General features: G+C 40.6%; 17 protein-coding genes, 1 tRNA gene and 1 riboswitch. Of the genes, 10 read left to right on the top strand and 8 right to left on the bottom strand.

What is annotated here, in order from left to right; all coding sequences use genetic code 11:
* Positions 1 to 101: 101 nt before the first annotated feature.
* The 5 genes from uca to glyA all read right to left on the bottom strand — a co-directional run bounded on the left by uca (position 102) and on the right by glyA (position 6,723).
* A complete protein-coding gene (uca, locus tag A7P54_RS04360) occupies positions 102 to 3,707 on the bottom strand; it encodes an urea carboxylase (protein ID WP_171548773.1) in 3,606 nt (1,201 codons plus the stop codon).
* 9 nt (positions 3,708 to 3,716) lie between these two features.
* Complete coding sequence (locus tag A7P54_RS04355; RefSeq protein ID WP_171548772.1) at positions 3,717 to 4,361, bottom strand: urea amidolyase associated protein UAAP2; 645 nt, start codon at positions 4,359 to 4,361, stop codon at positions 3,717 to 3,719.
* Between the two features lie 16 nt (positions 4,362 to 4,377).
* The gene (locus A7P54_RS04350; protein ID WP_171548771.1) at positions 4,378 to 5,115 is read right to left on the bottom strand and encodes an urea amidolyase associated protein UAAP1; all 738 of its coding nucleotides are present in this window, start codon (positions 5,113 to 5,115) and stop codon (positions 4,378 to 4,380) included.
* Positions 5,116 to 5,161: 46 nt separating this feature from the next.
* Positions 5,162 to 5,263, bottom strand: a riboswitch (guanidine-I (ykkC/yxkD leader).
* Entirely contained in the window at positions 5,249 to 5,431 is a 183-nt protein-coding gene (locus A7P54_RS04345; protein WP_171548770.1) for a hypothetical protein, read from the bottom strand. Its footprint overlaps the riboswitch before it by 15 nt.
* A 38-nt stretch (positions 5,432 to 5,469) precedes the next feature.
* Positions 5,470 to 6,723: a serine hydroxymethyltransferase gene (gene glyA / locus A7P54_RS04340; RefSeq protein ID WP_005313196.1), complete on the bottom strand. Its 1,254-nt coding sequence runs from the start codon at positions 6,721 to 6,723 to the stop codon at positions 5,470 to 5,472.
* Between the two features lie 163 nt (positions 6,724 to 6,886).
* Here glyA and A7P54_RS04335 point away from each other — a divergent pair, with 163 nt between their 5' ends.
* Complete coding sequence (locus A7P54_RS04335; protein ID WP_171548769.1) at positions 6,887 to 7,714, top strand: DUF695 domain-containing protein; 828 nt, start codon at positions 6,887 to 6,889, stop codon at positions 7,712 to 7,714.
* A gap of 51 nt (positions 7,715 to 7,765) precedes the next feature.
* Here A7P54_RS04335 and A7P54_RS04330 read toward each other — a convergent pair whose 3' ends face one another.
* Positions 7,766 to 9,013, bottom strand: coding sequence for an alpha/beta fold hydrolase (locus A7P54_RS04330; RefSeq protein ID WP_171548768.1), 1,248 nt, complete (start codon positions 9,011 to 9,013; stop codon positions 7,766 to 7,768).
* Between the two features lie 242 nt (positions 9,014 to 9,255).
* Here A7P54_RS04330 and A7P54_RS04325 point away from each other — a divergent pair, with 242 nt between their 5' ends.
* Positions 9,256 to 9,939: a DUF3820 family protein gene (locus A7P54_RS04325; protein WP_171548767.1), complete on the top strand. Its 684-nt coding sequence runs from the start codon at positions 9,256 to 9,258 to the stop codon at positions 9,937 to 9,939.
* Positions 9,940 to 10,098: 159 nt separating this feature from the next.
* Entirely contained in the window at positions 10,099 to 10,686 is a 588-nt protein-coding gene (locus A7P54_RS04320) for a hypothetical protein (protein ID WP_171548766.1), read from the top strand.
* A 30-nt stretch (positions 10,687 to 10,716) separates the two neighbouring features.
* Here A7P54_RS04320 and A7P54_RS04315 read toward each other — a convergent pair whose 3' ends face one another.
* Together A7P54_RS04315 and A7P54_RS04310 are read right to left on the bottom strand one after the other, a co-directional pair.
* Complete coding sequence (locus tag A7P54_RS04315) at positions 10,717 to 11,259, bottom strand: hypothetical protein (protein WP_171548765.1); 543 nt, start codon at positions 11,257 to 11,259, stop codon at positions 10,717 to 10,719.
* 173 nt (positions 11,260 to 11,432) lie between these two features.
* Positions 11,433 to 11,508: transfer RNA gene (locus tag A7P54_RS04310), tRNA-Arg, on the bottom strand.
* Between the two features lie 273 nt (positions 11,509 to 11,781).
* Here A7P54_RS04310 and A7P54_RS04305 point away from each other — a divergent pair.
* The 7 genes from A7P54_RS04305 (at position 11,782) to A7P54_RS04275 (ending at position 18,211) form a co-directional block, all read left to right on the top strand.
* Positions 11,782 to 12,717 (top strand): ABC transporter ATP-binding protein, encoded by a 936-nt coding sequence (locus A7P54_RS04305; protein ID WP_004654024.1) that lies wholly within the window; start codon positions 11,782 to 11,784, stop codon positions 12,715 to 12,717.
* Entirely contained in the window at positions 12,714 to 13,487 is a 774-nt protein-coding gene (locus A7P54_RS04300) for an ABC transporter permease (protein WP_171548764.1), read from the top strand. The genes A7P54_RS04305 and A7P54_RS04300 overlap by 4 nt, the downstream gene beginning before the upstream one ends.
* The gene (gene queF, locus A7P54_RS04295; RefSeq protein ID WP_171548763.1) at positions 13,484 to 14,299 is read left to right on the top strand and encodes an NADPH-dependent 7-cyano-7-deazaguanine reductase QueF; all 816 of its coding nucleotides are present in this window, start codon (positions 13,484 to 13,486) and stop codon (positions 14,297 to 14,299) included. The genes A7P54_RS04300 and queF overlap by 4 nt, the downstream gene beginning before the upstream one ends.
* Before the next feature lie 33 nt (positions 14,300 to 14,332).
* Positions 14,333 to 14,992, top strand: a complete 660-nt coding sequence (locus tag A7P54_RS04290; RefSeq protein ID WP_005204398.1) for a hypothetical protein — start codon at positions 14,333 to 14,335, stop codon at positions 14,990 to 14,992.
* 154 nt (positions 14,993 to 15,146) lie between these two features.
* Complete coding sequence (rodA, locus tag A7P54_RS04285) at positions 15,147 to 16,289, top strand: rod shape-determining protein RodA (RefSeq protein ID WP_004806385.1); 1,143 nt, start codon at positions 15,147 to 15,149, stop codon at positions 16,287 to 16,289.
* Positions 16,290 to 16,308: 19 nt separating this feature from the next.
* Positions 16,309 to 17,310, top strand: coding sequence for a lytic murein transglycosylase B (gene mltB, locus A7P54_RS04280; RefSeq protein ID WP_005204399.1), 1,002 nt, complete (start codon positions 16,309 to 16,311; stop codon positions 17,308 to 17,310).
* A gap of 289 nt (positions 17,311 to 17,599) precedes the next feature.
* A complete protein-coding gene (locus tag A7P54_RS04275; protein ID WP_004806381.1) occupies positions 17,600 to 18,211 on the top strand; it encodes a septal ring lytic transglycosylase RlpA family protein in 612 nt (203 codons plus the stop codon).
* The last annotated feature ends 119 nt before the right edge of the window (positions 18,212 to 18,330 follow it).

Here is an 18,330-nt window from a genome sequence, read left to right as displayed (position 1 = left end):
CGAATGTAATAAAGAAACCCGTGTGAATTGCTGAATAAATGCACATAAAAAAAGCCCTATGTTTCATCATAGGGCCTTTTCTGCATCATGGGTTTTGATCGTTATACAGTAGGTGCAAGCGTGAATAATGCCTGTCCTGTTTTTACCGTTTGGGCTTTATCAATCAAGATACTGTCGACTTTCATTTTTGCAGGTGCAAGGATTGGGATTTCAATTTTCATTGCTTCAATCACCGCCAAGGTTTCCCCTTCTTCAATAATATCTCCCACCGTACATTCAATTTTCCAGACCGAGCCTGGCATATGTGACTCCACGATCATTCCACCGTTTGGAACTGTGATCTCTGAATCATCCAGTACAGCATCTAGACTTTCTGAAACATATTCAGCCAAGCCCGCTTCATGCCATCGACGGCGCTCGTCTTCAAAATTGCTTTGTTGAACCTGTTTAAAAGCCTGAATACTACTCTCATTGTCTTTCAGAAAAGCATTGTAGTCTTTGAGATTCAGTACCCCTTCTTCGATCCTCAGTTGCAAACGACCTGCTTTAAAGTCTTCCCGCATGTCCAACAGTTCAGATTCAGACACTTCATAGAAACGGATCTGGTCAAAGAATCTAAGCAACCATGGCTTATGCAGTTCAAAATTCGGATTTTGACGATAACGACTCCACACCTGTGTGGTACGTCCTACAAACTGATAGCCACCCGGTCCTTCCATGCCATAAACACACATATAAGCCCCGCCAATTCCAACCGCATTTTCAGGCGTCCATGTTCGTGCAGGATTATATTTGGTGGTGACTAAACGATGTCTTGGATCTAACGGCGTGGCAACGGGTGCACCCAGGTAGACATCGCCTAAGCCCATCACCAAATAAGCAGTATCATAGACCACGTCTTTTACTGCTTGCTTAGATGCTAGACCATTAATACGGCGAATGAACTCGATATTATCGGGGCACCACGGTGCATCTGGACGAACCAATTGCGTATATTTTTCGGTTGCAAGCTGCGTTTGTGAATCTTCCCAAGCTAAGGGCAAATACACAGTTCTAGACGGTACCTGCATATTTTCAATATCGGGTAATTCACTTTCAGCCACCTGTAACAAGCGCAATAAATCCAGTTGCTCTAGAACCGTTGAATCATAATGAATCTGCAATGAACGAATGCCCGGGGTCAGATCAATGATGCCCTGAATATTTTGTTGCTGTACCCATTGCATCAAGGCATGAATACGAAAACGTAAATTGAGATCTAAGACCAGTTCACCATATTCTACCAACAGATATTGGTTCCCAGCGGGACGGTAGCTCACTTTGGGCTTGTCAGCGCCCTGATCCAAAGTTGCCAACACCGCATTTTTTAAGGTGACAGGTTCAGCTTTAAATACAGGGGCAAAGTTAATCTGTGATGTGGTTTCATCCTGTAAAGTCGATTGATAACGTTGTTCTAACTGTTGCGCCTGCGCATAGCTAACAGGAATAAATCTGACTTTATCGCCTGCTTTGAGTTGCCCCAACTTCCATAATTCTGAGTTGATCACCACAGCAGGACAAACAAAGCCGCCTAAACTCGGGCCATCTGGCCCTAAAATAATCGGCATATCTCCCGTGAAATCAATTGCACCAATCGCATAGGCATTGTCATGGATATTCGATGCATGTAGACCAGCCTCGCCTCCATCAATCCTTGCCCATTCAGGTTTAGGTCCAATCAAGCGGATCCCAGTACGACTCGAGTTAAAATGAATTTCCCAGTCTTGATCAAAAAACATGGCAACATCATTTGGCGTAAAGAAATCAGGTGCACCATGCGGGCCATACATGACCGCAATTTCCCATTCAGTTTTAAAACTAGGGATTTGTTCAGGCTTTAATACAACTGTTTGCTCGGTTTCCGCCTCAGTGATTGGCAACATATCACCAATCAATAAGTTACGCCCTGCATGACCACCAAATTGCCCTAAGGTAAATGTGGCTAAACTGCCTAAATACGCAGGCAGATTAAATCCATGTTTAATCCCAATATAGCTACGACAACCTGTACTGATACGACCGCATTTGAGTACCTGACCTTTACGGACACTAATGGTCGACCACATCGCTATAGGCTGCCCATCTAGACTAGCCTCCATCTCACCGCCAGTGATGGCAATCTGACTGTCACAATGAAATTTTAAAGTCGGTCCAAGCAAGGTACATTCTAGTCCCGAACTGTTAAATGCATTGCCCAACAATTGATTGGCAACATTCAGACTCAATGCATCCATCGCGCCTGAGGGTGGAACCCCAACATCCCAATAACCCAAACGCCCTGTTACATCTTGCACTGCAGTTTGAATGCCTGCCTGAAACACCTCTATTTTTTGGGTTTTCCATTCAAAACGATTCAAGAAACGTGTGGTCTGTGTGCCTTGCTGAAACACCTCTCCATTGATAATTTCCTGTAAGTACTCGAGATTGGTTTCAATCCCTGCAATTTCCGTATTACTTAGGCTATTTTGCATGGCAGCAATCGCCTGCTCACGATCTGTCGCCGTGACAATAATTTTTGCAATCATCGGGTCATAGAATGAAGAAACATTCGAACCTGTTTCTACCCACGTTTCCACCCGTGATTGAGAGTCAAATTTAACACTGGTCAATAAGCCTGCGCTAGGTTGAAAGTTTTTGATCGGATCTTCGGCATATAAACGCACTTGAATCGAATGGCCTTTGGGTGGCGTAATCTGTTGCGGTGCTTGCCAATCCCCACTGGCCAAGGTCACCATCCATTCAACCAGATCAACGCCATAAACCTGTTCCGTCACCCCATGTTCCACTTGTAAGCGTGTATTCACCTCCAGAAAGTAAAACTGTTGGGTATCGGTATCCATCACAAATTCAACCGTACCCGCTGAACGATACTGTACCGACTGCATCAATTGAATGGCGATCTGTTGAATATAGGTGCGCTGTTCATCATTCAAATGTGGTGCAGGCGTCTCTTCAATCACCTTTTGGTTACGGCGTTGTACTGAACAATCACGCTCACCCAGTGCAATGACATGGCCCTGACCATCACCGAAAATCTGTACCTCAATATGGCGCGCATTTTCGACAAACTTTTCCAGATACAATCCCGCATCTTTAAAATTGGCTTGCGCCAGATAGGAAACAGTTTGATAGGCTTCTTTTAATTCCTGTGCATTCCAGACCAGACGCATCCCGATACCGCCACCACCTGCGGTGCTTTTCAGCATTACGGGATAGCCAATCTGATCGGCCTGAAACACGGCATCATCCAAGTCGGTGAGCAACTGACTGCCTGGGAGTAAAGGCACATTGTTCTCGATCGCCAATGCTCGTGCGGTATGTTTTAGACCAAAATCACGCATTTGTTGTGAAGTTGGGCCAATGAAGGCAATGCCCTGTTGCTCGCACAAATCACAAAATGCGGCATTTTCCGATAAAAAACCATAACCAGGATGAATCGCTTCGGCCCCAGTGTGCTGTGCTGCGGCTAGGATTTTTTCAATATTTAAATAACTTTGCTGTGCAGCTGAATCACCGATAAAAATCGCTTCATCGGCTAAACTAACATGCAAGGAATCTCTGTCTGCTTCGGAATAGACCGCAACCGATTGAATCCCAAGTTTCTTTAAACTACGAATAACGCGACAGGCAATCGCCCCCCGATTGGCAATCAGTACTTTTTTAAACATTTTGCCACCTCATGCTTCACGTATAACAAGTTGGATTTTGGTCGGGTTATAGGCATTGCAAGGATTATTCAATTGCGGACAATTCGAAATCAGAACAATCAGATCCATTTCGGCTTTGATCTCGACATATTTACCCGGCGCCGAAACTCCATCTTCAAACTTTAAATGGCCTTCAGCGGTTACTGGTACATTCATAAAAAAGTTAATATTGGGTCCAATATGACGGATATTGAGCTGATGCTTTTTGGCAATTGGGTGCTGTGCCAAGGCATACATGAAATTATTGCGGCAACTATGCATCGGATATTTATCATGTGCATAACGTACCGTATTGCTTTCACATGAACATGCGCCGCCTAAGGTGTCATGTCTGCCGCAATTATCATCAACAATACGGGCAATTGGACGGGCAAAATTACTAAATAAGGTCGTGCCTTTTTCCAGATAAAGCTGCTGATTTTGCGCCAAGGTATCGGTCGCGCTATAACGCTCTTCGGCATTGTTGGCGCTGATAAATAAGGTATCAACGGCTTGGTTGCCTTCCAGGTCAATAATACGGAAATACTGACCTTGCTTCACCTCACCCATCCACGCTTCGCCTGCAAGGCAAATCTCATCTAAAACAATCTGTTCAATTTTTGCAGATGCTGTCATTTTCTCGCTCCCTACCTTAATTCAACAATGCGTAATAGCGTGTGTTATTGGCAAAACCACGCTGATTTTGAGCGCATGAATCCCGACAAACATCTTGTTCAGTTAAGACATTGGCTTTGAATAGCCGAAGTTGGATATCGGCGGGTTGATAAGGTGCAGATGAATCGAGTGGATGTGGTGCTGCAGAAAGAAAGACCAGACAATCCATTTCAAAGCGCAGTTCAATCTTTTGATTTTGATTATCATCTGTGACGTAGCTTAATCGGCCATGATCATCGGGTTGAACTTTTGAAAATAAATTTACCGTCGCACTCAAATCCGCTTGGCCTAGACCAAATTTGGTCAATTCCACCAATAAACTATCTAGACCATTTTGATGCATGTCATTACGCGCGTCCTGAAAGTTTTTTTTGCCAAAATTTTGTGCAATTTGCTGTGCGGTACTCGGGCCACAAAACACATCATTCCAGCCATGTTGATCTTGAACAATGGAGGCCATCACACGGCCCAGATCAGAATACAAAACATGCCCTGTCGAGAGAAAAGCCGTGTGCTGGGCTTTCAGACTATCGGGCATATTAAAACGCTCCAGCTTGTCATCGGCATTGACACAGAACAAAGATACATTGGCCTGCTGCCCCAGTGCCTCAAACTGCAAAACTGCACCACGTTGAATGCGACCAGACCAGTGATGCCCACCGGGTAGTGTTTCCTGCCACAGTATTTTATTGTCGTGATAGAACGATTGATTCATAACAAACCTCTTGCGGATGCTTAACCTCGTTATGGCAATATGCCTGTCCTCCCGGGCTTTTATCCCTCCGTGTAGTTCTATCGAACCGTTATCTCTCGGACCAGTCATGCCTCCATGCGGACACATCGGAACCCTAGACAACTTTATCTGTATTGGTATGAAGCAAAAGACATGCCAGTTTAGTAATACGATTTTGCATATTCGTAATACCAAAATGATCATTTTTAGATTGTTCTGGGTGCACTTTTAAAAAGAAAGCACCAATTTGATGCTGTGAAATTAGAATGATTGATATTTTTAGGTTTTCTTTATCCATAAAAAAAGCGCCTTGCGGCGCTTTTTTAGATATACAAATTAGTTTGCATATACTGGGAATTTTGCACAAACAGCTTCAACTTTAGCTTTTACGTCAGCGATAACTTTCTCGTCACCTTTACTATCGATCACGTCAGCGATCCAACCTGCAAGTTCACGTACTTCAGCTTCGCCGAAACCGCGAGTCGTCACAGCTGGCGTACCAATGCGGATACCAGAAGTTACGAATGGAGAACGTGGGTCATTTGGAACCGCATTTTTGTTTACAGTGATATGCGCTGAGCCTAACCAAGCATCAACTTCTTTACCCGTTACGTCTTGTTTGATCAAAGACAATAAGAATAAATGGTTTTCTGTGCCACCAGAAACAACATCATAACCACGTGCAATCAACACTTCAGCCATTGCTTGCGCGTTTTTCACAACTTGTTGTTGGTAAGTTTTAAACTCATCAGACATTGCTTCTTTGAAGCAGATTGCTTTAGCGGCAATCGCATGCATCAAAGGACCACCTTGGTTGCCTGGGAATACAGCTGATTGAAGTTTCTTCTCGATTTCTTCGTTTGCTTTCGCAAGGATTAAACCAGAACGTGGACCACGAAGTGTTTTATGCGTCGTTGTTGTCGTTACGTCTGCAATTTGAACTGGGTTAGGATAAACACCAGCAGCCACTAAACCTGCAACATGCGCCATATCAACAAAAAGGTATGCACCTACTTTGTCTGCGATGTCACGGAAACGCTGCCAATCAACGATTTGACTATATGCAGAGAAACCCGCAACGATCATACGTGGCTTATGTTCCAACGCTAGACGCTCTACTTCTTCATAATCAATTTCGCCAGTTTCAGTATTTAAACCATACTGAACAGCATTATAGGTTTTACCAGAGAAGCTTACTTTAGCACCGTGAGTCAAGTGACCACCGTGAGCCAAACTCATACCAAGAACGGTATCACCTGGGTTAAGAAGCGCTAGGTAAACCGCAGAGTTTGCTTGTGAACCCGCATGTGGTTGAACGTTTGCATAGTCTGCACCAAACAACTCTTTAGCGCGATCAATCGCAAGTTGTTCAATCACATCCACATATTCACAACCGCCATAGTAGCGTTTGCCAGGATAGCCTTCTGCATATTTATTCGTAAGTTTTGATCCCTGTGCTTCCATTACAGCTGGTGAGCAATAGTTTTCAGATGCGATTAACTCAATATGCGCTTCTTGGCGTACGCCTTCAGAAGCAATCGCTTGAGCTAATTCTGGATCAAATTCAGCAATAGAAATATTGGCAAACATTAGCGGAGGGTCCTATATATTAGGGCTTTTAAGCCGTGCTAAAGATTGGCACATATTGTAGCACGAAGTTTATGGTTTCAGAGATTGATATTTATTTAATTATTCGTGAATTTTACTCATCTTACTTGTTATGCTAACAACTCAAATAAAAAAGGATATCTGAATGGAATTAATAGATAAATTTTGGCCGAATAAGAATCATACAACAATGAAAGAATCCACCAATCAATTACAAGAAGTTCCAGAAAATTGGGATTTTTATATGTGCGATATAGATGGGCAACCTGCAAGTTATTTTCTCAATCTAGCTTTAACGAGAATTGCACCGATATCAGATAGACCAACCTTACTGTGGGTTGAGATTCAGATGAACCATTCAAGAGAAGATGGTCTATCTTCCAGTGAGGAATTTGATCATCTGATCGAAATAGAGGATCAAATCATTCCTGCACTTACCACGAGACTCCCTACCCTCTATGTTGGCCGTTTGACTCATAATCATTTGAGATATTTTTACTTTTATTGCCAAGATGGAATAGATGTAGACCCTATTATTCATAAAATTATGCAATCTTATCCAAACTATAGTTATCATTTTGACCAAAAAGCTGATTCTAATTGGTCAACCTATTTCGATTTTATATATCCGACTGAAGAAATCATGCAATCCATCTCGAATAGATCTGTCATTGAAAAACTTTTAAACCATGGAGATAATCTTGAAGTTGAACGTCCTGTAGATCACTGGATTTACTTCCAAAATGACACAGACCGAACTGTTTTTTCAAAAACAATTCAATCTTTAGGCTTTGAAGTTATTCAGCAAGGTCAAGTTGAAAAAAGTGAAAACTTTCATTATCAACTACAAATTTCCAGAAAAGATTCTGTGAATCAACAATCTATTGATGAATGTACTACACAACTAAGTAAATTAGCTCAACAATTTAATGCTAAATATGATGGTTGGGAAACACAGATCATTAGAAATTAAATAAACAGCCCAACTTACCTTGTAAAAAATAAATCGGGCTTATCTCGTCTCTTAATTATTGGCAGACATTTTCGTTTTTACATCATCCACAATATTCACAATATTCGCCTCATAGGCAGTACTATGGTCCCACTCTGCATTGGTAATATATTGGATTTTTGATCCTTTGTTTTGAGCAGTTGCGACCAACACATCCGTTACAGCTTTAGGAACAGTTGTATCTTTGTCGCCCTGATAAATAGTGACAGGTTGATTCAGCTTCACTTGAGCTGGCTGGGAATCTGTATCCAAGAATGTTTTTATCACAGGAATACCCATAAAGTTAGTTTGAGTTCGCGGGTAACCATCTAGACTATTATTATGGCTTGCAGCATAAATCCCCATACTTTGGACAAAAGCCTGCCCTAAACTTTTGTCGCCACTAGCGCATAAGCTTTCAGCTTTACTTGCCACATCATCTGTAGGAACTTTAAATACATCTCGATAAGTTAAAGCAGGCGCACTATTTCTAAGCCCAGCTGTGATCAATGCAGTATATGTATCTAACTGTGCGTACATCGCAATTTTTTGCGCTAAAGGTGCATTCTCAACTGACGCATTACCATTGACTAAAATCGCAGCTAAATTAGAGGCAGGTGCAACAGCAATTGTCCCTTTATAGTCAAGCTTAGCACGACTTTGATATTGTGCTGCACCTAATGCGGCTTGCCCACCTTGAGAGTGCCCAACGGTCATCCATTGACGTGAAAGCAGTTTACCTTGCCCTGCTAAATAATAGCGTGCAGCAACCACTGCATCGGTAATTGAATATGCCTCACTCTTAACATTCAAGAAAGGATGAAGTTCGCGACCACTTGGCTCTCCTAAACCCTCATAGTCAGGTGCAACCACCACATAACCGGCTGCCAGAAATTGGCTAATCATATCTTTAATAGCAGGATTAGTCTCATTACGACTCGGTGCACATTGATCTGCAACCCCTGTTGTACCATGCGCCCAAGCAACAATTTTCCAGCCACCTGCTGGCGTTGGTCCACCAGGGACAAACAGTAAACTGGTTGCCATGGTCTCTTTACCATTTTGTCCTAGCATTTTATACGTCATAACCGAACTTTCAGCAGCCACGGCGCTAAAATCTGTTTTGGTATAAGCGATAGGAATACCCACCACTGGATTTTTAATATTATTTTCTGGAATTTCTGGCTTAGGTACAAACGAAATATTGTCGTCATCATCATTACAAGCTGTAAGCAACACACTTGAGCTCAGCAGTGTAACCGTTAATAATTTCATGTTCATGTCATGTTTCCCTGATTATTATCGTTTTCATTTTAGTGCTTAGTATTTCTTTTACTAAGGCAATTACTTCCATAAGGATGCGCTTAATATCAAATTGTTCAAGTATTTTTTTATTTTGCTGTTTATTTATTCAAACTCTTTTTGATAACTAGAAAATTAAATCGCATCCCCTTCATTCAGCACTGCTGACTATGAATTTCTTGTAAGATATTCGCACACTCAACTCAAGCTAGGTTAGTTTTATGCAAGCAATCATCTTAGATACTGAAACACATACACTGAATGGTTTGCCGATTGAAATTGCCTATGCCCCGATTGAAATTGAAAATGGCAAACTCAGTCTCGATAAAAAACAAATTTTTGATCAGCTTTATCAAGTTGGCCAGCCCATTTCATTTGCTGCGATGGCGGTACACCATATTTTAGAATCAGATCTAATTGACCAACCATTTTATAATGAGTTTCAACTTCCTGCTCAGACCACTTATATTATTGGCCACAATGTTGATTATGATATTGCCGCAATTGCACGTTGTGGCGTAGACACCTCAAAGTTAAAACCGATTTGTACCTTGGCCTTAGCCCGCCGTGTTTGGGAAGATGCAGAGGCACATAATATTTCTGCTCTGATTTATTTGATTTCAAAAGGTAGTGATAAAGCACGGGAAATGTTGAAAGGTGCACATCGAGCCGATGCAGACATTATCTTAACCGCCAACATTCTGATGCATATTATTCATCAGCTTAACATTCAAAATATTGAACAGCTTTATCTTGCATCTGAAGACGCCCGTATTCCTAAAAGCATTGCCTTTGGTAAACATAAAGGCACTGCCATTCAAGACCTACCTGCTGACTATATTCAGTGGTTGATGCGTCAGGAAGATCTTGACCCATATTTGCGCAAAGCATTAGAAACTAAATGAGTGAAATGAGTGAAATAAAGGATAAAGTTCTCAATTTTTATCTTACTTTGCCAGTTACTTTAAACAAGACAATGATATTTAATAAATTGTTAACATTATTGTCATTTTTTAACCTTATCTTAATCTCCGTCTAGATCTTGATTTGGGGGAGATTAAGAGATGTCACATTTTTTTAAAACAGAGCTTGGGCAAACTGCACTACAAGAACGCAGTATTGCATTGACTGCACGTCAACGTCGTCTACTACTTTTAATTGATCATGAAGATTTTAAAGAACTGGATCAAGACTATAAGGAAAGGATTGCACCGACCGAACTGGTTCAACAACTGATTGACATGGGGCTACTGGCTGAACAAGCAACGCCTATTGTCCAAAAAGAAAATGTAGCGTCAGAATTAAAAGTTAATGATCTCAAAACACCATCAGAGCCCATTACAGCACAAGAAACAATCGCGGTCGCACCAAAACCGATTGAAGTTGAACTAAAACCAGAAATCGAACCTGAAATTCTTGAATTAGAAAAATTACCTTTTGTTGAAATCCAGCAAGTCATGATTCAAACACTCACGACCTATTGTGGTTTGATGGCGCGTCCGTTGATACAGAAAATTCAGTCGATTAGTTCTTTACAACAACTCAAAGCCTGCCAAATGCAATGGATAACCTCACTGCAAGAATCACGGATTCCACCTGCTCAACTGAATCAAACTTTAAAGTTGATCAATTATTCAGTGCAGCATTTATGATCCTTAAATAGAAAATAGTTTGCTAATCTTTTAAGAGCTTTGAGTTACAGAACAGACAAATGGAGCACCCGTTTCAAAAGGTACTCCATCCAATACAATCAGGTATAACCCTTCCGTTTTTAATAGACTATTATATTCTCGCCCTTTTGACGATGCCTCAAACTCTTTTGATACCCGTTCAAAAACCTCATCAAAATTAGGATTCGCAAGTTTCAATAAATTCCTACAATATTTTAATGCTTCTTCTTTTGATGCCTTGTAATCATTTGGGTACTTTGAAGACACCACAAACTCATTCCAACTCCCAGCACTTGGATATTTCGATAGTTTAATATCCAGCCAATGTTCGTCTGGTAAGAAAAAATAACTTGCGTTTGCATCTATATTATTAAATCTCACTAGATTCTTATCAGCGCGAACCTGAGTGTCGAAATCAACTAATTTTTTAGAAAGTCTATCAGCAAAAGTACTCATCGCCATATAATCGGATCTTTCAACATCTTCTACCTTTTTATAAGAATCAGTACAGCCTGCACTAAGAAGCAAACTTAATATCAATATTTTTTTATACATGTTTAATCCGACTAACTGATGTTTTAGTGATCAATAGCACAATTTGACTGTGGACTCTAAAATTACGATGAGAGAAAAAGGCTTGGTATATACAATTAACGAGAAGTAATAACAGCTAAACAATTGAATAATTATAAGAAATATCAATATTTTTTAAATTTAAAAAACAAACTTGGTGCGCTCAGCGGGACTCGAACCCACGCCACAGGCTTCGGAGACCTGTACTCTATCCAGTTGAGCTATGAGCGCATGCGAGCCACATCATAGGCAAAAAAAGCATATAGGTAAATATATACCTTCAAACAAATATGTTTCTTGTCTATTAAAACAACGATTTTGATCTTATAAAATTATCTAATTACTTTTAAACAGTTTAATTTAACAAAAACTGATCTCCTTAAGTTTGAATCAAGCTCAACAGACAACGTTCTGTTTTTAACACGCCATAAACCTATTTTTCTACTTGGTTTATTTTTTCATATCGCTCAAAATACCCGTTCTATTTAACAACGTGAGACGTTTATGACTGATGCTTTGGTGTTGAGCGGTTTGTCCAAAACTTATCGTAATGGTTTTCAGGCGTTAAAAGGGATTGACCTTACCGTACCTGAAGGTGAATTCTATGCATTATTAGGACCTAATGGTGCAGGAAAATCGACAACGATTGGTATCATCAGCTCTTTAACCAAAAAAACATCTGGTTCAGTTGAGATTTTTGGGCATAACTTAGATACCCATCCCTCACATGCAAAACAATGTCTTGGTGTTGTTCCTCAAGAATTTAACTTTGGTCAATTCGAAAAAACTTTCGATATTTTAGTGACCCAAGCGGGTTATTACGGCATTCCGAAGAAATTGGCCGAACAACGTGCTGAACACTATTTAGAAAAGCTCGGTTTATGGGAAAAACGTAATATTCAATCGCGTATGCTCTCTGGTGGTATGAAACGTCGTTTGATGATTGCACGTGCGATGATGCATGAACCTAAACTGCTGATCCTCGATGAACCGACAGCTGGCGTTGATATTGAGTTGCGTCGTTCGATGTGGGACTTCCTCACCGAAATGAATGAAAATGGCACATCCATCATTCTCACAACACACTATTTAGAAGAAGCAGAAATGCTGTGCCGTCGCATCGCAATCATTGACCGCGGTGTGATTAAAGAAGATACCTCGATGAAAGGTTTCCTCAATCAGCTGAATGAAGAATCATTCATTTTTGATTTAGCTGAGCCGATCAATGGATTTGATCTCAATATTATTGGTTTTAAATTCAATTTAATTGACCCCGTCACCTTAGAAGTAACGATGGACAAAGCGCATAGCATGAATGATCTGTTCTTGTTATTACAGTCACAGAATATCCAAGTCAGCAGTATGCGGAATAAATCGAATCGCTTGGAAGAATTGTTCGTGAAAATGGTCGAGAAAAATCTTGCAGGAGCGGATCAATGAATTTAAGTCAATTACAAACCGCGCTCTGGACTTTAGTTGTTAAAGAAATTCGTCGCTTTATGCGTATTTGGCCACAAACCTTACTTCCACCAGCAATTACCATGAGTTTGTACTTCGTGATTTTTGGCAACTTGGTGGGTTCACGTATAGGTGAAATGGGCGGCTTTAGCTATATGCAGTTTATTGTGCCTGGTTTAATTATGATGGCCGTGATCACCAACAGCTATGCTAACGTTTCCTCAAGTTTCTTTAGTGCCAAATTCCAGAAAAGTATTGAAGAACTGATCATGAGTCCAGTACCCTTACACTTAATCCTGTGGGGTTATGTGATCGGTGGTGTTAGCCGTGGTGTATTGGTCGGTTTAATCGTCACGATAATGAGCCTATTCTTTACTCACTTAGAAATTTATAATGTATTTGTGACTATATATACAGTCATCATTACGTCATTATTATTTTCACTGGGCGGTTTCATCAATGCGGTCTATGCCAAGTCGTTTGATGATATTTCAATTATCCCGACTTTCGTATTGACCCCACTCACCTATTTAGGTGGAGTGTTCTATGCCATTAGTGCACTCAGCCCATTTTGGCAAAATGTCTCTTTAGTCAATCCAATTGTATATATGGTCAATGCCTTCCGTTACGGTATCTTAGGTCATAGCGATGTCAATGTATCATTCTCTTTAGGTATCGTGACGTTGTGCTGTGTTGTACTCTATGCAGTTGCCTATCATTTATTAGCTCGTGGTTCAGGAATGCGTGAATGAGTGTTGAACATTCTTTATTGGGTAAAGATACCCAATACCCAACTCAATATCAGCCAGATGTTTTATTTCCAATTGCCCGCGCTGAATCCCGTCAACAGTATTTAGATATTGAAGGGATTACACAAGGTAAAGACTGGTGGCATGTTTTTGAAATCTCATGGTTGAATCAACTTGGCCTACCTCAAGTTGCGATTGGTCGTTTGACATTACCAGCCAGCTCACCCAATTTAATTGAATCAAAGTCACTTAAACTTTATTTCAATGGCATGAATTTCACCCAATTTGAGTCTCAGCAAGCTTTTGTTGAAACCGTTGAGCGTGATTTATCCAATGCAGCGGGTGCAAAAGTTGAACTACAACTGTTCCAAGTTGATGATTTAGAGATTTCTAAACCTAAAGGGATTTGTATCGATGATCTCATTCCTGAGTGTTTATCAGAACATCCTGATTCGACTTTATTGCAGCTAGATCCATCTGTAGAAGATGAAGTTGAAATCGAGTTGTATTCACATTTATTAAGAAGCAATTGCCCTGTAACTGGTCAGCCCGATTGGGGCACGGTTTTTATTCGTTTACAAGGTAAAAAACCTTGTTATCGCAGCATTTTAGCTTATATTATCTCGTACCGTCAGCATAATGGTTTCCATGAACAATGTGTTGAGCAAATATTTGCGGATATTTGGCAACTTCTAAAACCAGAAAAACTGATGGTCTATGCAACTTATACTCGCCGCGGGGGCTTGGATATTAACCCATGCCGAGTATCAGATTTGTCATGGATGCCCGAGCCAATTCGCTTGGCACGACAATAAAACGAATAAATTTGATATAGAGGACGTTCTTCAATGACCAGTTATTTCGGGATTCTTCCGTCAGCAAGTTTGAGTCAGGACATTCAACTTGCACAAGCCAACCGTGACAGTAAAGAGCCTCAATACCCTTTACGTGACAAAATTTCTCTACAGCTAACTGATGAGTTAATTGACACTATGTTGGTTCACTTGGTTCAACAATTTCCACCAAGTGACAAACGTGATACGACTGAAGGTCTTGCAATTAAAATTCGCGGCATTGTTGAAACCTTGATGAAGCAGCTATTAGGTAAAGCTTCAAATGAACAAGTGCTTGAATCATTAGCATTCATGGAAAAGAGCTTATTCATTGATAATGAAGGTAAGCAACGTATCGGTACTGTATTACCAGATAGCCTTGTTGCAGAGATGAAAAAGAGCTTTGCAGAAGTTGCTGCTGGAAACGGTAAAGAGCAACGTGATGCTTTAACAAAGCAGTTTAAATCTTTTGCTGATGCCCTCATCCATCACTTTATGACTGAATTCAACAAAACACTTGGTCTGGGTATGGTGAAACGTGGCGTAGCCAGCGTTGCGACCAGTGGAGTAGAAACTGCTGTTCATATCGTGATTAAGAAACTGATTCCGAGCTTAAGCCAAGTGGAACTTGAAGTCTTTACCAAGCACTTCGACCAACTTTTGGTACAGAAATAAGCCTAGAATGCTGAGAAAGCGACGATTGCTAAATCGTCGCTTTTTTTATGCCAAATTAATCTCTTATAAATGTCACAATTTCTAAATTTGCATTGTCTAAATCAGCGTTTATGTTAGCATTCGCGAAGCGTTGATTTACCTGATTTAGAATCGCATGTCTCCAAGCCCGCAATACAAATTTTTACGTCAAGCACCTCGTGATGGCTTGAGTACTGCCAATCAGCCTTCTCGTTGGCAACAACTACATATCGACCCATGGCTTTGTCTATTTCTGATTCTCAATGCCATACTGGGGCTCACAGTCCTATATAGTGCATCTGCACAAGACGTTGGGCTTGTAAGCAAACAAGCCATGAGCTTTGGTATCGGTTTCGTGGTCATGTTTAGTTTGGCTCAGATCCCACCAAAAGTGTACCAAGCATTTTCTCCCTACTTTTATGTGTTTGGGGTGCTGTCGCTGCTTGCAGTGGTGATTTTTGGTGAAGTTCGCATGGGTGCACAACGTTGGATCGACATCCCCGGCTTTGGTAGCGTACAACCCAGTGAGTTTATGAAAATTGGCATGCCGATGATGGTAGCGTGGTTCTTGTCACGTAAAGCTCTGCCTCCAAGCTTCTCACAAGTCATTCTATCTTTATTACTGATTGTGGTGCCTTTTCTACTCATTGCTGAACAACCCGACTTAGGCACCTCCTTATTGGTACTTGCCAGTGGGATTTTCGTGCTTTTCCTCAGTGGCTTATCATGGAAATTGATTGCAGGTGCAGCAGGTGTAGCAGGTGTCATTATTCCGATCGCATGGGAATTTTTACTACACGACTATCAGCGCCAACGTGTTTTGACTTTATTTAACCCAGAAGCTGATGCACTCGGAACAGGTTGGAATATTATTCAATCTAAAACTGCAATCGGTTCTGGTGGCTTTTCAGGTAAAGGTTTCCTAGAAGGAACTCAATCCCACTTGCACTTTTTACCTGAAGGTCATACTGACTTTATTATTGCCGCCTATTCAGAAGAATTTGGCTTGATTGGCGTCACCCTGCTGATTCTTCTCTATTGTGCAATCATTTTTAGAACATTCCAGATCGGCTTACAAAGCTTCCATAACTATGGTCGTTTAGTTGCTGGTGCCTTTGGTTTGTCATTTTTTGTTTATGTATTTGTAAATGCAGGCATGGTCAGTGGTATTTTACCTGTAGTAGGTGTGCCTTTGCCGTTCATGAGTTATGGCGGAACTGCAATTATTACCCTTATGTCAACTTTTGGACTGGTTATGTCTATTCATACACATCGATAATGAGGAATTTTATAAACTTATGTTTCTTCCTACTTTGAATAAAACTTTTAAATTTTTAACTTTAAGTGCTGGTTTATTCTTGAGCAGTAATTGGGCACAAGCAAATGAATTTTACAATCACCCCAATTACTTTGCTTTCAAACAAAAGGCAATGACAACCTACGGCTTAAGCAGCGAACAAATCGATGCTGCGATGAGCGGTGCGCGTAATTTACCTAATATTTTGAACATCATGACTCGCCCTGGTGAAAGTAAACCTTGGTATCAATATCGTTCAATGTTTTTAGTTGAAGGTACCATTCAACGTGGTGCACGTTTTAAAAGCCAATATGAAGACGTACTGAATCGTGCTGAACAGCAGTATGGTGTGCCTAAATCAGTGATTCTCGGCATTTTAGGTGTAGAAACGGGCTATGGTGCCAATAAAGGCTCTTTCATCACTAGAGACGCCTTAGCAACGCTTGCCTTTGGTTACCCTCGTCGTGCTGACTACTTTAGCGATGAATTGGCTGCATTAATTTCATGGACATATAAAGAAGGCTATCCAACCAACAGTATCGTGGGCTCCTATGCAGGTGCGATTGGTTACCCGCAATTCATGCCAAGCAATATTCAAAAACTAGGTGTGGATTACGATGGTAATGGACATATCGATTTAAGAAACTCTGCTGCTGATGCAATTGGTTCAATTGCCAACTATTTAGCTCAACATGGTTGGCAGCGAGATCGTCCAATTGGCTTCCCTGCTCGCTACTTAGGTAACAATCCAGATAGCGTGATTGCTAAAGATTTGACCCAGCCAGTTCCTTATGGTGAATTGAAAAAATTGGGAGTCGCACCAATTGACCCTTTGGTAAAAATTGATGATCTTGATTTAGTCAATGTTATTCAATTACAAGACCAATTTGGTCCAATTTACTATATTACTTATCCAAATTTCCAAGTCATTACGACCTACAACAAGAGTCGCATGTATGCAACTGCTGTATGGTTATTAGGCACCGAAGTAGCTAGCCGATAGGCTAGCTTTTTTACAACATTATGAAAAGTCAATAAATTTTTTATTAAAAAAGTACACTTAATCAGCAAAATTTATAAATTGTTACAATATTGATTATTTCTTAATCAGAAACTGTAAGTTTTTGCCCTTTTTGTAACTATTTATCGTTAAGGACTAGACACACTTCGTAAGTGATGAATATTATCGCCGCAAGATAAAGTAATTGCAAAAGTGAATAATTAGACATGTGCACTATATTTCAAGGTGTTTTTATTGAAATAGAAAAGCATGTTCTCTAGGAGTTTATACAATGCAGTTTTCGCTAAAATATATTATAGCGCTGACGGCAGGCTTAAGTTTAAGCCCGTTACATGCTGAAATGGTACAGTCTTCATCATTAACCAATGATGTGGAAGGTTCTAACTTGGCTGCCCGCGTACTAAGCAAAGATTCTCAAAATTTTAATTCTCGTTTTTCAAACGTTAATAGTCTTTCAATCACTGAGAGTTCAGGTGACAAAGTACGTCGCCAAACGATCGCTGCTAAGATCGATATCCCAGCAGAAGAGCCTTCAGTGATTGAAAAACTGAATACTGTTGCTTCGAACACCGTTCGTAAATTCAGCCAAAATGGCGTTGCATCATGGTATGGTCGTCAATTCCATGGTCGCAAAACAGCAAGTGGTGAAACATTCGATATGAATGCTATGACTGCTGCTCACCGTAGCCTGCCTTTGAACTGTTATATCCGTGTAACAAACAAAGACAATGGCAAAAGTGTTGTTGTAAAAGTTAACGATCGTGGTCCATTCCATGGTAACCGTGTATTAGATTTATCTTATGGTGCTGCAAAGCAACTTGGTATGTCTAGTTCAGGTACGGGCAATGTGAGCATTGAACGTGTTGATGGTCCTAATTCTTAATCATTAAGACCATAACTGAAAAGCCGCTTATTGCGGCTTTTTTATTTTTATCTATTACATTTGTTAATGCTTTACGCCCTATCCTATTCTTCGGTATATTGAATAAATAAAAATGAATA

The sequence above is a fragment of the Acinetobacter sp. Ac_3412 genome (genome assembly GCF_013072675.1).
In the GTDB taxonomy this organism is placed as follows: Bacteria; Pseudomonadota; Gammaproteobacteria; order Pseudomonadales; family Moraxellaceae; genus Acinetobacter; species Acinetobacter higginsii.
This window is presented reverse-complemented; position numbering and strand designations above follow the sequence as displayed.

Coding starts and splice junctions, on each gene's coding strand:
- uca (WP_171548773.1), bottom strand. CDS start 3,707: ATGTTTAAAAAAGTACTGATTGCCAATCGGGGGGCGATTGCCTGTCGC.
- A7P54_RS04355 (WP_171548772.1), bottom strand. CDS start 4,361: ATGACAGCATCTGCAAAAATTGAACAGATTGTTTTAGATGAGATTTGC.
- A7P54_RS04350 (WP_171548771.1), bottom strand. CDS start 5,115: ATGAATCAATCGTTCTATCACGACAATAAAATACTGTGGCAGGAAACA.
- A7P54_RS04345 (WP_171548770.1), bottom strand. CDS start 5,431: ATGGATAAAGAAAACCTAAAAATATCAATCATTCTAATTTCACAGCAT.
- glyA (WP_005313196.1), bottom strand. CDS start 6,723: ATGTTTGCCAATATTTCTATTGCTGAATTTGATCCAGAATTAGCTCAA.
- A7P54_RS04335 (WP_171548769.1), top strand. CDS start 6,887: ATGGAATTAATAGATAAATTTTGGCCGAATAAGAATCATACAACAATG.
- A7P54_RS04330 (WP_171548768.1), bottom strand. CDS start 9,013: ATGAACATGAAATTATTAACGGTTACACTGCTGAGCTCAAGTGTGTTG.
- A7P54_RS04325 (WP_171548767.1), top strand. CDS start 9,256: ATGCAAGCAATCATCTTAGATACTGAAACACATACACTGAATGGTTTG.
- A7P54_RS04320 (WP_171548766.1), top strand. CDS start 10,099: ATGTCACATTTTTTTAAAACAGAGCTTGGGCAAACTGCACTACAAGAA.
- A7P54_RS04315 (WP_171548765.1), bottom strand. CDS start 11,259: ATGTATAAAAAAATATTGATATTAAGTTTGCTTCTTAGTGCAGGCTGT.
- A7P54_RS04305 (WP_004654024.1), top strand. CDS start 11,782: ATGACTGATGCTTTGGTGTTGAGCGGTTTGTCCAAAACTTATCGTAAT.
- A7P54_RS04300 (WP_171548764.1), top strand. CDS start 12,714: ATGAATTTAAGTCAATTACAAACCGCGCTCTGGACTTTAGTTGTTAAA.
- queF (WP_171548763.1), top strand. CDS start 13,484: ATGAGTGTTGAACATTCTTTATTGGGTAAAGATACCCAATACCCAACT.
- A7P54_RS04290 (WP_005204398.1), top strand. CDS start 14,333: ATGACCAGTTATTTCGGGATTCTTCCGTCAGCAAGTTTGAGTCAGGAC.
- rodA (WP_004806385.1), top strand. CDS start 15,147: ATGTCTCCAAGCCCGCAATACAAATTTTTACGTCAAGCACCTCGTGAT.
- mltB (WP_005204399.1), top strand. CDS start 16,309: ATGTTTCTTCCTACTTTGAATAAAACTTTTAAATTTTTAACTTTAAGT.
- A7P54_RS04275 (WP_004806381.1), top strand. CDS start 17,600: ATGCAGTTTTCGCTAAAATATATTATAGCGCTGACGGCAGGCTTAAGT.